Genomic DNA, 13358 nt, shown 5'->3' with positions numbered 1-13358 from the left:
TGATCACCTTCGACCCATCGCAAACGGCGATCGTCTCCTTGGCAATATCGAAACCCAGGCAGCGTGACGGGGGATGATGCAGAAAGGCCATGCTGATGCTATCCTCTCTCGGGTGCAGGCTTCGGATTGTTTGCGGGCGTGAAACAGCGGCCCAATCAACTCTCCAAGCGATGGCAGCATGCCGCAGGGACCCCTGATGACGACGGGTGCAACCCTTTCCTCGGACGGTCGCCTGCGACAGCGGCTGCGGGCTGTAACAGAGCCCGCAGCCGCATTCCAAAATTACATCATCTCGAAGAAACAATCCTCGGTATTACCCCCTCGCCGGCGCGCTCTTCAAAACGTTCTGGATCGTTGCCACACTGAAACCGACGCTCTTCGCGATTGAGCGAAAGCTTTCGCCGGCAATGCGGCGCGCATGTATGTCGCTAGCAATTGCTTCTGTAACTGCCTTGGGGCGACCGCCCGTTCGCCCCTCAGCTTTGGCCCGCGCGATCCCTTCCATCTGCCGCTCGCGCCGGATGGCCGTTTCAAACTCGGCAACGGCCGCGAGTACCTGGAGCTGCAGCTTGCCGGCCGGCGTCGTCATGTCGAGGCTTTGATCCAGCGCCTTGAAGGCGACACCCTTGCCCTGCATTTCCCGAACGATGTTGAGCAGATCAATAGCGGAGCGCGCCAGGCGATCAAGCTTCGTTACCAAAAGCGTGTCGCCCTCCCGCACATAGTCCAGGCATTTTTTCAGCTCGTCACGCTCGCGATCGACGCCCGAGCGCTTCTCCTGAAAGATTTTGGTCGCGCCGGCCGCCTGCAGCCGTTCCACCTGTCCCGCATGATCTTGGCCGACGCTGGACACGCGCGCATAACCGACGATTGCCATTTCCGTACACTTGCTTCTAAGAGAGCGCTAAACACATTACTAATGTACGCAAAGAATACGCGCAAGAGGCGCTGTGCTGGAAAGTGTACCTTTGTTTACGGCCGCCGCCCTTTTGCTGTCAGTTCCCGGCTTTGTGCCAACCGTAGATCTCTCGGTTTTGCGCTACGGCAGGCACAAACCACAACTGCTCCGCCATCGCTTTCGCATCGGGCCGCACATCTGTTCGTGAGACAGGTGAGTATTTTCCAGCTATAGTACGGTCCCTCAGGGGCAAAAAAATGTACATTGCCGTTATCCGGGACTCGACCGCCAGAGCAAGTGTTTTGCTTGCATTGACCTTGGCTCTTTTGTTTGCCGCCATTGCGAGTTCCCAAGCCCAGACGATTTCCGCGCCTACACACCCGCCGGATAAAATTGAGCAACTGCTGAAGCTGCTGGACGATCCGGATATCAAAGCCTGGATCACCACGAAGGGTTCGCCGCCGGCGTCAGCGGAGACTCCCGTTGGACCTTCTGCAAGCGACTTTATGGTTTGGTCAAACGCCATTCGGGCACATTTGCGTGGTATTGCACAGGCTGTTCCAGCGGTTCCCGGCGAAGTCTCCGCGGCAAGCTCCACCGTCATGATTGAGATCAACGGGCGAGGCCCAGGAGCCATACTGATCCTGTTCGCTGCATTTGCAGCGCTCGGCTTTGGGGCCGAGTTTGTCTTCCGCCGTCTGGTCGGTCGGTCGAGCCAACGGAGCGTTACGCTCGGCACTATGGAGGCAGGCGGACTCGGGCGGCATTACATAATTGGCCGGACCATCTTCGCTGCCATCGCACCCCTTGTGGTCTTCGCTCTCGCCAGTATCGGCGCGTTCCTCGCTTTCACCTGGCCACCCTTGTTGGCGATGATAATGCTTCCCATGCTCGTGGCCCTGATAGCGTGGCGCGTGATCATACGAGTGACAGCTATTCTGCTCGGAATGGATCGCCGGCAGGCAAATGACGGCAACCACGGCATCATGCGTCTAATCGCGATGAATGATGCCACGGCCGCCTTCTGGTATCATCGGGTTGCACTATTCTCCGGTATCTTCTTTACCGGGTGGGCAGCAACCGGATTGATGACTGCGCTCAATTTCAGCCCCAACGTCAAGAGCCTCATCGTTTACGCTCTTGGGCTGGCTCTGCTGGCCGTTGCACTGGAAACAGTGTGGCACCGGCCGGAAGCATCTGTTGCAGGGCCTCGCGTCAAGGAGTGGTTGCTCACATTGTATTTGTGCCTGCTCTGGCTGTTATGGATCGCGGGCCTGAGCGCCGCGCTGTGGGTCGGCCTCTATGTACTTATCCTGCCTCCTACTTTGAGGACGACCAGCACCATTGTTAAGTCGTTCTTCACCGGTCCTGACGATGCGGCAAGAGCCAGGAACCCGTTCTTCGAGGTGCTAATCGAGCGGGGAGCACGGGTGATTATCCTCGCGCTCGCCGTCGCCTGGCTCACCATAATCGTTCGTTATCGAGCCAGTGTGTGGATGGAAGACGAAGCTGCCAGCCGCATGATCCGCGGCGTATTGAGCGGCGTCATGATCCTGCTCGCCGCGGACTTGATCTGGCAAATGGCCAAGGCCCTTATTAACCGCCGTATCGAACGTGCCCGCGTCGAAGGCGGGGATGAAGCCACGCTCGCCCGCAGCGGTCGGCTTCTGACCCTGCTGCCGATCCTGCGCAATTTCCTTGCTTTGCTAATTCTTGCCATTGCAGTCATGATAGTTCTATCCGGACTTGGGATCGCGATCGGTCCTTTGATTGCAGGCGCAGGTATCTTTGGCGTTGCCATAGGCTTCGGCTCGCAGTCGCTGGTCAAGGACATCATCAGCGGCGTGTTCTACATCACTGATGACGCGTTTCGGGTCGGCGAATATATCCAGAGCGGTAGCTATAAAGGCACGGTCGAATCCATCGGCATCCGCTCCGTCAAACTGCGCCACCATCGCGGGCCGATCTTCACAGTTCCCTACGGCACCCTTGGCGCGGTGCAGAACATGAGCCGCGACTGGGTCATCGATAAATTCTTCATCTCGGTAAACTACGACGCAGACATCGCCAAGGTCAAAAAGCTGGTCAAGGGAGTAGGCGCGGCACTGCTCGAAGACCCTGAATTCGGGCCCCAGATCATGGAAACGGTAAAGATGAAGGGCGTGGAGGAGTTCGGCGATTATGGGATTAAGCTAAGCTTCAAATTGATGACGAAACCCGGTCACCAATCCACGATCCGGCGGCGGGCCTACGTGATGATCCGCGAGGCCTTTACCGAAAATGACATTGGATTTGCCTCACCGACAGTGCATGTCGCGAGCGGCGAGGAACGTTCGGCTGGGGCTGTAGCAGCGGCCACAAACGACGTCGTCGCCCGAAAGGGGGCTGCTGACGTTAATTTGAAATTGGTTGAGGGCCAAAGCTAGCTGTTGGCGAAACTAGGGGCTTGTCGCTGCGATGTCCCGCGATTGGCACTTTTCCGACGGACAGAGGGAAGACTCGTTGGGGATGCTTCGCACGGCCCCAGGATGATCACACTGCAATCGGCAAGTGACATCAAGATTTTGCGTAACCAAACGTTGCCGCGCCGTTGTAGCAAATGGATGCAATGACGGCACTTGGAAGATCACCGATGTCGAGTGGATGATCTTTCTCTTCTCGTTAGTGAACCAATTAACACAGACCTGAAAGGTTCAAAAAAATGACCGTATACGTTGCCGCAATTTCAGGACGAGGGATCGTTGCTTTTGACGCAGCAAGTGAGGATGAGGCAGTAGCGCGCCTAACGGACAGGGCGTTACGGAGGGACCTGCATGTGTTCCAAAACCAAGGCCGATCCCTCTGGGACGGCGTCTCGGAAATCAGTTTGCGCGAAGCGCTCCCGAACGAGGTTGAAACCTGGCATGCTAGACGCCCGATGGTCGGCCAATCGTCAGAACCCGATGAAAACGAGGATTGGCGCATCTTCCTGGTTCCGGTCGTCGATCCTACGAAATTCGCCGATGACGATGATGACCGAGACGATGGCGACTGAAACTCACGCTAGCTAAAAGTCCGTTAGAAAAAACGAGCCACGAATTTCGCTCCTTCGGATCTGGTAGTCTCGCAAGAAATGGTTTGCTCGTATCCGGTATCACTCAATCATGCGGCAATCCGCAACTATGCGGAGTCGCCGAGAAGATGCACGCCAGGGCGGCCCCCACTCGTACTGGCAAAATGTGAAAGATGTCATTGGATAGTGCGGTTCTCCGACACGGCCACAGCAATGCGCCATATAAGTTCAAGAGCCTCATCGGCAGCAGCCGGATCGCCATGTTTCCGCGCTTCGGCGGCTATTTTTTTCAGGTCGGCGATTAACCCAGCCCGTGTGACGAAATAGGCGCGTGTCGCTGTTTTAGGGTTCATCATCGAGGTAGATCACACCCGGCTCGCATGTTGGGGCCTCCGCCATAATGGAGCGTTCGGCGCCGGTTTCGTCGACGGCAAGCGTCTTTAGCTGTTTTTCCTCCTGGAACTGCTTGAGGGGTTTTGGGAGTCTGCTATGCGCGGGAGGCGGTAGACGCGTGGAGAACTGTGCTGTCCATTCTTCCACTGTGAGTTCGAGCACTTTTGTCGGCAGCGGCGCGGGACGGTGCATGACCTCGAGCTGCCGTGGAGACTCAAGTCCGAGGAGCTTCGCTTGCGCGGTGATCGCAGAGACGACAGCGGATGGGTTGTTGCATTGTCGGGCGAAAATAATGGCTTCATCGAGGTCGGCGACCAATGATGCGACCGTTTTCTCCGTGCGTTCGGCGGCACCCCCCTTGAGTTCGGCCACCCGTTGGGCCACCTGAACATTTCTTAACAGGCGGACGCCAGCTGACTCCGCGACGTTGCCTGTCGTGTGATAGACGGCCCCGTATGCCCTTGACGCAGCTTCGCCCCGGCTAATCGCCCGGGCGAAGGCTTCATGGCGCTGGTTCGAAAGCATCGGCATGACGCCAAAATACTGCCTACCAGAATTTCTGCCAAGTGGGTAACATCTTGGCACTAGCGACGAGGTCCCGGCCGGCTATACTGCCGGCCGCTCGCCGTATCAAGGCAATGCCTTTACACTCATCAGCGGCGCTGATTTGCTATCAGGTGCGAGGCAAATCGTCCTCATGCGTCGCAAGCATACTAGCCAAGGCCATTTGTTGCGGACTGAGCGTGATTGTTGCCGCATGCTCGCGATCGTATATCGACTGAACTTCGTCGAGAAGTTTGTCCTTGTTCTCCAAAAGCAAAAGCGATGGATCTTTTTCGACCAGCGTTTTTGCAATCTCGGCTTGGCACATACCGATTGTTCTTGGCGCGATGTTGTTGGGTTCCCCTCGCACAAACTTCAGGAGCTCAACGTGAAACTCGTCCTTGGCCTCTTCGCCCATTTTTTCCATGCACGCGTCCCACTCTTCTTGTGTGTTAAAGCCCCAAAATTGCGGCTCGTGCTCGGATACAATGTCGGTATCAAATGCGTCGGCCAAAGCGTTTAGTATTTTTCCCGGGGCATTCGCACCATATCTGCTAAGGCAGGCGACAATGCCGTCATTGTCTATGTAGACCCACACATAGTTGCGACCGTCCGTTAGCAGTCTGGTCCTTTCGGTCGTTGATTCTAGGTGAATGTGTTCACGGACACCAAATTTCTCGAGGCGACCGTCAAACAGTTCATAAGCAGGTACTTTTTCAAGTAGGAGGTAATCTGTCGACATTTCAAACTCCTATCCCGTACTCGGGCGTTAGAAAAACAGGCGAAAATGACTACGCAGTGAGCTCTCGCGGGGGTTAGAACAATCGTCTGTCGCCATCGGGACGAGCTTCATAAATCTTTACTTTTGGCCATTTAACCCTTCCTTCGGTTGTGGGTGTCAGCATTGCGAGCCGGACCGTGGCGACACCCGCGCCAGGTTCAGCGATTTCAGCCGCCACGGCCTTGCTGCAAAGTTCCGCGTCGAGCCGGTCCAGGGCAGACAGGTAGAACTCATCTCCGCCATTGCGCAGGCCTGCATCGAGGCGCTTGATAGCCTCGTTTTCACGGCGTTGCTCCGCGGTGATGAAGGGACGGTCGAGGCGGGCCGGTTCGGGTTCGGCGCTGCGCTTGTCGGCCATGGCGCGCGCTGCTTTGATTAAAGCCGCCACCGAAAGATCGAGTTGGCGATCCCCGCCGGCAGGGAAGCCGGCCGCGCTTGCCCCCACAGCAATAGCGCGGCCCGGCTGACCCGTAGTTTCTCTTGAGTTTTGCTCTTCGCCGAAGGGCGCGCGGCACGGCCCAGCCGCCTGATGGGCGGCCGGCCGCGCGCCCTTGGTTCTTACATTGGTTTTGTTCGGCGACTCCGGAACAGTTGGCTGGTCACTTTCCGAACAGTTACTGTTCGGATGTTCCCGAACGGTTGGCGTACTATCACTGTTCGGCGATCCCCGAACAGTTGACGGCCTTGAACTGTTCGAGGCTTGTTGAACAGTTGGTGTACTAGTCCTGGCCTCGAACCCGTCGACGATCGCCTCGACGCGGTCCCACCGCACGCGGTAGCTCGGACGCTTTCCCTGTCCCCCATTGACGTTGTCGAAAAGCCGGTCCGGATTGCGTGGACTGCACAGACCGGTAATGGCCCATTGCACGGTGCCGACTGTATAACCGGTGACCCTAGCCAGCCGACGCATGCCAGGATCACAGCGGCCGTAGCAGCCGTGCATGTGGTCGATCAACGCAGCACCAACCTTGCGCTGGCTGTTCGCTAGGTCCGGCGCGATGGCTAAGGCTTTATAGGCGAGTGGCTTGCCGGTCAGCTTTCCGCGATGTCCCTTGCTGGTCACAATCGCCTCCACGGAAAGTGGATTGCCAAAGCCTGTGAACCGGACTGACGGGAGCATGTCCCTAGGGCCGGCTGGACTGGGCTTTCACTGCCATGGACCGTCGCTGGCCGCGCTGTCTGTGCTCCCCCAAGTGGCAAAAATTGGGTCATCTGGCTAAGTCCGAGGCAGCGATTAAGGTTGGCGTCCCTCCGCTTTGCGTCACTATTTCCCCCGACTGACGCCGGATTTCGTCACGGTGGATGCGCCGACCTATAGGCGTGTCTACAACCTTTAGTGTGCCATCCTGGGCTTGTCGGAACAGTGTCGACACGTGACGTCCGAGGATGCGCGACGCTGCGGCGAAGGTGTAGATGGTCTGTTCGGGAAAGTTGGATGGTGTGCGGCCCCTCATCGCTCACCTCCCTGTCCGCTCAGCGCTCAGGCGATCGCCGTCTTCGCTGAGGTAGCGCAAAATCTCGGAGCGCATGATAACCGGGCCGTGCACCGTCTGCCTTGTCGTGATGTTGCCTGTTTCTATTAGGCGGTAGATGGTTGACCTTGCCCGGCCAAGGACTCGCGCGGCTTGACTCGGCGTGTAGCAGAATTGGTCAAGGCTTGGCTCGGAGGTTCTAAAGACAGGCATATGATCGTCTCCGTAAGATAGTGGAAACGATCAGGAAGAGGATCGTCGCCGTAAAATTTTGAGAACGATCACGGACATTACACGTCAACGGGGGAAAATAAACAAGCGAGTGTGACGATCAAATCGGGATATTTAGCCGTCATTTATAGGGAAGTTGGTGAGAGCGGAAAGGTTTCCTCCAATGCCAGCAATCTCCGGTATTGTTTGAAGCAATCGCGCACGACTTTGTCTGTGATGTCAAAACGTTCGGCGACATCTCCGATAAGTCTTTTCCTGAGCGTCACCCGTTCGCCGATATGTGGCTTACCGAGCAATTCGTACACGGCTGTGGCGATCTCGCGGCGGGATACCAACCCCTTGCGACAGGTAACAGGGCCCGAACCGACAATCTTGTGGCCCCGCCGCCTGATAAACTTGCCGGTAACACCGGTTTTTACTTTGTTGCTTAATATGCGCGCTAACATACGGTATTCCGGATCACCGGACCTCCACAGTGCGAAAATGGTACGCACATAAACAGATTCAACATCGCCAAGGTCGGCAGCTGCCTTCAGAAAGGCTGCTCGAAGTTTTGCATTTCGCTTCATGCTACACCTCATCCTCCTTGGCGGCTGCGGCCCCCAGTTTGGGCGTGGCCTCGGTCCTATTGTCCGTGCCTCCACTGCAGTAATTCGCCCATGTATTCATCACTACCCGCCGCCGTTCGAGGGCATCTGAGCGCCGATACGCTGCCTCCGTAGCGTCGCCGACGCGATGGGCGAGCGCCTGCTCGATGACCTCGCGGGGGAAGGGCGTGCAGTCGCCAGCCCAGTCACGGAACGACGACCGGAACCCGTGGATGGTTGTTGCCTCTTTCGCCTTCATGCGCCTGAGCAGCATTTCTATGGATGCGGCGCTGATTGGTTTCTTTGGCTTTTGGCCAGGAAAGACAAAATCGTTTTGGCGCGCCGCAGCCAAGAGTTCGATAATGTCCATGGCACGCGGTGACAGCGGCACTCGGTGCTCCTTGCCTGCCTTCATCCGTTCTTTTGGAATGGTCCAGACTTTACGGTCGAGATCAATCTCGTTCCAACGCGCGTTGACTGTCTCGCCGCTGCGAGTCGCGCAGAGGATCGTGAATTCGAGGGCTTGGGCCGCTACGCCAACTGATGACTTCAGCCGCTCCATAAAGTCGGGTACTCCGGCATAGGGCAGGGCGCGATGGTGTCCGCGGGTGAGTTTCTTCCGCTGCGGCAGGATCGCGTCGAGGCCGTTCTTCCATTGCGCCGGGTTCTTGCCCTCGGGCCGCCAGCCTTGCGCCTCGGCGAAGGCAAGCACTCGTTCGATTCGTCCGCGTAGTCGCGACGCGGTCTCGGCTTTCGTCTGCCAAACCGGTTTCAGTACCTTGAGGACGTCGGCCGTGCCAATCTCGTCCACCCGCTTTTCAAGGATTGGGGCACAATAGGCTTCGCCGAGCGTCATCAACCACTGCGACCGGTGCTTGGCATTCTTCCATACTGCGAGTCGTTGCTCGTCGAGGAACAGCCCGACCGCCACGGCGAATGTCGGCACCGCTTGTCGGCGCGCTTCTACGAGCGGATTCAGGCCCTTGCCGATTTGTTTGCGACAGGTTGCCGCCTTCTCCCGGGCATCGGCAAGGCTGACGGAGGGATAGGCGCCGAGGCCCATAACCGTACGCTTGCCGGCCTTCTTCCACATGAACACCCACGACTTGGTGCCGGTCGACGAGACCTGCAGCCCGAGGCCGCCCCCGTCGCCATATCGTCCGGATTCTGTCTCGCCCTTGACTTCCGCCGTCGTGAGTTTGTTGAGATTTCGCGCCATACCGCTTGCACCTTTAACTGTACCTTTGTGGTGCAATCATATGCTATGGTTCGCTACGATGTAAGATCGTCAAGGCGACAAAACGCCCACAAACATTGGATTTTGCAACGATCTGCAATTCGGCTCTGGCGGACTCCCTCTCCGCCATTTATTCTGCCTGATCACCAGCACCCTTTATTTTTGTGCAGTGCAGCAACTTTCCTTTCGCACTTGCGTTATAAGCAATTGGCGCCATTGTGGTCGCTGACGGGAAAGGATGCCTTCATGCGCAACATAGCCGACACGATCAGACGCCTGAACGTAAATCGCATGCCGGCAGGCATCGTTGATGCGGGGGGCAGTACACGCCTCAAAGCACTTGTGGATTTTGGCCAGAACCCCGGCGAATTACGGGCATGGCACTATATTCCGGCAAGCTTCAAGCCAGGCTCGCCTCTGGTCGTAGTTCTCCATGGCTGCACGCAAACGGCCGCCGGCTATGATCGCGGCTCGGGATGGTCAGAATTGGCTGATACGCACGGGTTTGCCCTGCTGTTTCCCGAGCAGCAGCGCGGCAACAACGCGAACCTCTGCTTCAACTGGTTCAACCCCGGCGACGTAAGTCGGGCACAGGGCGAAGTGGAGTCGATCCGTCAGATGGTCGTGGCAATGTCGGCGCGCTATCCGATCGATCGGTCGCGTACATATATAACTGGTCTTTCGGCGGGTGGCGCCATGGCCGCCGCAATGCTGGCAACCTATCCGGAACTGTTCAAGGCAGGCGCGATCATCGCCGGCCTGCCGTTCGGTACGGCATCCACCATCCCTGAGGCGTTTGACCGCATGCGCGGCCATGGTTTGCCGGAAAGCCGGGCATTGGCCGAGAAGGTCCGCAAAGCCTCCGGTCATGCGGGTTCCTGGCCGGCGATATCCGTTTGGCATGGAAGCGCAGATACAACGGTCGATCCTGTCAATATGGAAGCGATCATTGGCCAGTGGTGGCACTTGAGCGACCTCGATGATGCGCCGACCATCACTTCGCTGACCCAAAAACACCAGTGCAGGACATGGCGGGATGTGAACGGTGTCGCATGCATCGAGGCACATACGATCAAGGGCATGGCCCATGGCACGCCCATCAAGACCGGCGGCATTGACGGGTATGGGGCGGCAGGTCCTTTCATGCTCGATGTGGGCATTTCCTCGACATGGCATATCGCCGATTCCTGGAACCTGATCACTGAAACCGAACGGCAGAAAGTCGAAGCAATCGAGCCGGCGCTTGAAGGGATCGGCGTCAACGACGCTCGCGGCGGCGATCAGGCTGTCGGCAGCGTCATTGAAAACGCGCTTCGCGCTGCGGGCCTGATGCGATAGGGCACTATCCGACTTTTCGGTCCATCGCCGGGAGAAAGCCATTCCCGCCGAACCGGCCGCGTTCGCAACAATGACGTCGCGCGGGAACAAATAGGGACGTTACAGCTTCTAGTGATACGGCTGGCAAATCATGGCCAGCCAAAAGCAAAGCTTGACACCTTAAGGAGGTTTCTATGGGACGCGGTATTCTTCTTTGGCTGCTCGGAGTTCCGATCCCGATCATCCTGCTTCTCTTCCTGTTCATGCGATAGGAGCGAAGCATGTCATTTACCGATATAAATTCAGGTACGGACACGACTGTCGAGTCGAGTTCGAGCGCCGTGAGCTGGGGGCCGATTATCGCGGGCTCAGTGACGGCGGCAGCGGCGTCGGTTTTGCTGACGTTGCTCGGATCAGGCCTGGGGCTGACCATCGTGTCGCCCTGGGCGTCGCAAAGTGCTTCGCTGACGACCTTTGCCGTATCGACGGCGATATGGCTGATCCTTATTCAGTGGTTGTCGTCGGGACTGGGTGGCTATCTGACCGGCCGCCTCAGGACCAAGTGGACGGGCGTTCACACCAACGAGGTATATTTTCGTGATACTGCCCACGGCTTCATCGCATGGGCCTTGGCGACACTGTTCGTCGCAGCCTTGCTGGGCAGCGCCGTCACGTCGACCATCAGTACCGGCGTAAAGGCGGCGTCCAGCGTTGTCTCGGGCACCGCGAATGCTACCGCTTCCGCGGCCGGCGCTGCGGCCAATGATACATCGGTGTCGTACTTTGTCGACAGCCTGCTGCGGCCTGCCACGCCGGCAACCGCGACTTCCCCGGACAGCGCTAGTCAGGCGGCCGGAGAAGTCTCGCGCATACTGCTGAACGCCGCGACAACAGGCACGCTTCCGCCGGATGACCGCAATTATCTGGACCAGGTTGTGGCTTCTCGTACCGGACTGAGTGAAGCCGATGCCAAAGCAAGGGTTGATGCTGTTCTGGCGCGCGCCGACGAAGCGAAGAAGGCGGCCGCAGAAGCCGCTGACAAGGCCCGCAAGGCGGGTGCCACTGCAGCCTTCATGGCGGCGTTCTCGCTGTTGATCGGCGCATTCATTGCGAGTGTCGCGGCGGCTCTCGGTGGTCATCATCGCGATACAGATGAAGAAACCAACCTAGCCGCGACGAACAAGGCCTATAAGTAAAGCCTCAAGCCTGGCGCGCCCAAACCGCGCCAGGCAATTCAATCCGGTTTTGTCAGCATGCTGCAGGAATCGGATTGAATCTCGACGCCAAAGCGACGATTCTTGATGCAGGCTGAAACTTGAGAGTGCCTGCCATGACAACGCACCAATACTATATCTTTGATACGGCTGCTGGCTTTTGCGGCATCGCCTGGAATGATATCGGCATTACCCGTTTTCAACTCCCGTCGCGCACAGCCGAGGCAACGGAGCGTAACCTGTTGCGCCGCATTCCCGATGGAACGCCGGCGAGCCCTCCGGCTGAGATAACCGCCGCAGTCGCCGAGGTGAAGCGCTATTTTTCCGGCGAAGAAACCGACTTTTCCAGTTTGACACTCGATCTTGGCGAACAGGACCCGTTCTTCAAAGAGGTTTACGCTGCGGCACGGCGCGTTGGTTGGGGTGATACCACCACCTATGGTGCATTGGCGAAGCAGCTTGGCGCCGGACCTGAAGCTGCGCGCGACGTCGGCGTCGCCATGGCGAAAAACCCGGTCGCGCTGATTATTCCCTGCCATCGCGTCCTTGCCGCGGGTGGCAAGATCGGTGGCTTTTCGGCGCCAGGCGGGTCTACCGCAAAAATGCGCATGCTTGAGCTTGAAGGCGTTCAGGTTGGCCCGGCACCAGCCGCGCAACAGTCATTTGGCTTCTAGGAACCGGCGAGGCGCGCTTCGGCGTTCACCGTACGAGGGAGCATTGCATGAACATTGTAATCCTGTCGGGCACCGGGTCGAAGGGCTCGCACTCTTCAAAGCCGAGACCGCGATAAAGGGCAATTGCCTCGTTCATGTAGGTGGCAGTCACAAGTCGCGCTGTGGTCGCGCCCTGTTCCCGCATGGCATTCATCACGGTCGTCATAAGCGCGAGCCCGACGCGTTTGCCACGCAGCTGCGGCTTTACATATAGTTTGTGAACTTCTCCGATGCCGTCACCTTCATCGGTACAGCCCACGCAACCGACGGCCTCGCCGCCAATATGGGCAATGAAGAAATCGGCGCCGTCTTCTGAAAATTTCGCCATGAGGTCCTGCGGTGAAGCGCCGAAATAAGCGGCGACGACGTCGTGGAACGGCATGCCGGCGCCGGAATTGATATCTGTATCCCATGCTCGGAGCGCGCTGACGAACTCCCTTGCGACTTCGAAGTCGGAAATGTCCCGCGCCCGCCTGATCGTTATGTCTGCATCCATCCGTTTTCTCCTGGAAGAGAAGTTATCACGGCCTGCGAAAATCGAAACAGGATCAATTTTGGCTTTCCGGCGTACTGGGGCTTGCTTTCCGTCAGCCGCGCCCCTCCTGGCCGTCATCCCCGGGCCCTCTTTAAGCGCATTCCCGCCTTCGCCTCACCATCCCCCACGCGCCATTCTTGCCACCATCATCCTCGGGCCCTTGTCCCGAGGATCTACCCTTGTAACAGCCGATGGCTGGAGAACTCATCCACGCAGGCATGGATCCTCGGGACAAGGGCCCGAGGATTGTTTCTTCGAGATGATGTAATTTTGGAATGCGGCTGCGGGCTCTGTTACAGCCCGCAGCCGCTGTCGCAGGCGACCGTCCGAGGAAAGGGTTGCACCCGTCGTCATCAGGGCTCCCTGCGGCATGCTGCCATCGCTT

The 13358-nt window shown here is 57.9% G+C and carries 15 protein-coding genes; 5 read left to right on the top strand and 10 right to left on the bottom strand.

Translation table 11 applies throughout. The annotated features are described in order from the left end of the window. Window positions 1-313: 313 nt before the first annotated feature. Window positions 314-877: a recombinase family protein gene (locus tag AC1DNI_RS22665; RefSeq protein WP_477693514.1), complete on the bottom strand. Its 564-nt coding sequence runs from the start codon at window positions 875-877 to the stop codon at window positions 314-316. Window positions 878-1155: 278 nt separating this feature from the next. Here AC1DNI_RS22665 and AC1DNI_RS22660 point away from each other — a divergent pair, with 278 nt between their 5' ends. Beyond that, window positions 1156-3324 (top strand): mechanosensitive ion channel family protein, encoded by a 2169-nt coding sequence (locus AC1DNI_RS22660; RefSeq protein WP_477693513.1) that lies wholly within the window; start codon window positions 1156-1158, stop codon window positions 3322-3324. A 275-nt stretch (window positions 3325-3599) separates the two neighbouring features. Then, entirely contained in the window at window positions 3600-3932 is a 333-nt protein-coding gene (locus tag AC1DNI_RS22655) for a hypothetical protein (RefSeq protein ID WP_477693512.1), read from the top strand. Window positions 3933-4126: 194 nt separating this feature from the next. Here the strand turns inward: AC1DNI_RS22655 and AC1DNI_RS22650 are convergent, their stop codons facing one another. The 7 genes from AC1DNI_RS22650 to AC1DNI_RS22620 all read right to left on the bottom strand — a co-directional run bounded on the left by AC1DNI_RS22650 (window position 4127) and on the right by AC1DNI_RS22620 (window position 9176). Then, complete coding sequence (locus tag AC1DNI_RS22650) at window positions 4127-4306, bottom strand: hypothetical protein (RefSeq protein ID WP_477693511.1); 180 nt, start codon at window positions 4304-4306, stop codon at window positions 4127-4129. Next, window positions 4293-4868, bottom strand: coding sequence for a terminase small subunit (locus tag AC1DNI_RS22645; RefSeq protein WP_477693510.1), 576 nt, complete (start codon window positions 4866-4868; stop codon window positions 4293-4295). The genes AC1DNI_RS22650 and AC1DNI_RS22645 overlap by 14 nt, the downstream gene beginning before the upstream one ends. Window positions 4869-5016: 148 nt before the next feature. Next, window positions 5017-5628, bottom strand: a complete 612-nt coding sequence (locus AC1DNI_RS22640; protein ID WP_477693509.1) for a hypothetical protein — start codon at window positions 5626-5628, stop codon at window positions 5017-5019. 73 nt (window positions 5629-5701) lie between these two features. Then, complete coding sequence (locus AC1DNI_RS22635; protein WP_477693508.1) at window positions 5702-6730, bottom strand: hypothetical protein; 1029 nt, start codon at window positions 6728-6730, stop codon at window positions 5702-5704. 394 nt (window positions 6731-7124) lie between these two features. Beyond that, complete coding sequence (locus tag AC1DNI_RS22630; protein ID WP_477693507.1) at window positions 7125-7352, bottom strand: helix-turn-helix domain-containing protein; 228 nt, start codon at window positions 7350-7352, stop codon at window positions 7125-7127. A gap of 143 nt (window positions 7353-7495) precedes the next feature. Next, window positions 7496-7939, bottom strand: coding sequence for a hypothetical protein (locus tag AC1DNI_RS22625; RefSeq protein WP_477693506.1), 444 nt, complete (start codon window positions 7937-7939; stop codon window positions 7496-7498). Window position 7940: 1 nt separating this feature from the next. Continuing rightward, window positions 7941-9176: a tyrosine-type recombinase/integrase gene (locus tag AC1DNI_RS22620; protein WP_477693505.1), complete on the bottom strand. Its 1236-nt coding sequence runs from the start codon at window positions 9174-9176 to the stop codon at window positions 7941-7943. A gap of 264 nt (window positions 9177-9440) precedes the next feature. Between AC1DNI_RS22620 and AC1DNI_RS22615 the strand changes: the two genes are divergently transcribed. The 3 genes from AC1DNI_RS22615 (at window position 9441) to AC1DNI_RS22605 (ending at window position 12399) form a co-directional block, all read left to right on the top strand. Beyond that, window positions 9441-10532 (top strand): extracellular catalytic domain type 1 short-chain-length polyhydroxyalkanoate depolymerase, encoded by a 1092-nt coding sequence (locus tag AC1DNI_RS22615; protein WP_477693504.1) that lies wholly within the window; start codon window positions 9441-9443, stop codon window positions 10530-10532. Window positions 10533-10792: 260 nt separating this feature from the next. Beyond that, on the top strand, window positions 10793-11707 hold the full coding sequence (locus AC1DNI_RS22610; RefSeq protein ID WP_113281606.1) for a hypothetical protein: 915 nt from the start codon (window positions 10793-10795) through the stop codon (window positions 11705-11707). A gap of 134 nt (window positions 11708-11841) precedes the next feature. Then, complete coding sequence (locus tag AC1DNI_RS22605; protein WP_477693503.1) at window positions 11842-12399, top strand: methylated-DNA--[protein]-cysteine S-methyltransferase; 558 nt, start codon at window positions 11842-11844, stop codon at window positions 12397-12399. Between the two features lie 25 nt (window positions 12400-12424). On the opposite strand, the gene AC1DNI_RS22600 is transcribed toward AC1DNI_RS22605, so the two are convergent. Together AC1DNI_RS22600 and AC1DNI_RS22595 are read right to left on the bottom strand one after the other, a co-directional pair. Next, window positions 12425-13051, bottom strand: a complete 627-nt coding sequence (locus AC1DNI_RS22600) for a GNAT family N-acetyltransferase (protein ID WP_477693502.1) — start codon at window positions 13049-13051, stop codon at window positions 12425-12427. A 126-nt stretch (window positions 13052-13177) separates the two neighbouring features. Then, window positions 13178-13358, bottom strand: a 181-nt coding sequence (locus AC1DNI_RS22595; RefSeq protein WP_477693501.1) for a hypothetical protein, incomplete at its 5' end; no start/stop codon positions are given.

The sequence above is a fragment of the Phyllobacterium sp. 01N428 genome (genome assembly GCF_056399405.1).
Note: the sequence above shows the minus strand (reverse complement) of the source record. Positions and strands in the feature narration are given on the sequence as shown.